The 734-nt window shown below is 76.4% G+C and carries 1 protein-coding gene; it reads left to right on the top strand.

Annotated elements, in window-relative coordinates:
• Positions 1–82 precede the first annotated feature (82 nt).
• The coding region (locus SSOG_RS11570) for an ABC transporter ATP-binding protein (protein ID WP_063631556.1) at positions 83–734 on the top strand (652 nt) is incomplete at its 3' end.

Raw genomic sequence — 734 nt, 5'->3', positions numbered from 1 at the left:
GAGCTGGTCACGCGCTCCAGTCTGCCAGCACCCGCCGACAGCGGCGGCGGGCCGCCGCACCGAGTGCCTATGCTCAACCAGCATGAGACTGCGAGGAGTCGGGCGCCGTTACGGCCTGGCCGGGCCCTGGGTGCTGCGCGGCGTCGACCTCGATGTGCCGGCCGGTTCGCTGACCCGGGTCGAGGGGACGAACGGCAGCGGCAAATCCACCCTGCTGCGGCTGCTCGCCGGAATCGACGCCCCCACCTCGGGCCGGATCACCGGCCGCCCGCGCACCGCGTACGTCCCTGAGCGCTTCCCGGCCGAGCTGCCCTTCTCCGTCCTCGGCTACCTCACCCATCTGGGCCGGATCCACGGCCTGGGCCGGACCGAGGCGGCGCGCGGGGCGGGGGAGTGGCTGGAACGGTTCGGCGCGGACGAGTACGCGGCCACCCCGCTCGCCGAGCTGTCCAAGGGCACCAGCCAGAAGGTCGCCGTGGCCCAGGCGCTGCTGGCCGCGCCCGCCCTGCTCGTCCTCGACGAGGCCTGGACCGGCCTCGACCGGACCGCGCGCGGCGTCCTGGACGAGGCGGTCGCCGAACGGGTCGCCGACGGCGCCGCGGTCGTCTTCGTCGACCACGACCCGCGCCGCCTGTCCGGGGCCCCGGACGCGGTGTTCCGCGTCGCGGACGCCCGCCTGGAGCCGGTGCCGGGGCCGGTGGCCGGGGGCCCGCCCAAGTCCGGTGAGGCACCGG

Origin of the sequence: Streptomyces himastatinicus ATCC 53653 (genome assembly GCF_000158915.1) — a bacterium.
Classification (GTDB): Bacteria; Actinomycetota; Actinomycetes; order Streptomycetales; family Streptomycetaceae; genus Streptomyces; species Streptomyces himastatinicus.
This window is presented reverse-complemented; position numbering and strand designations above follow the sequence as displayed.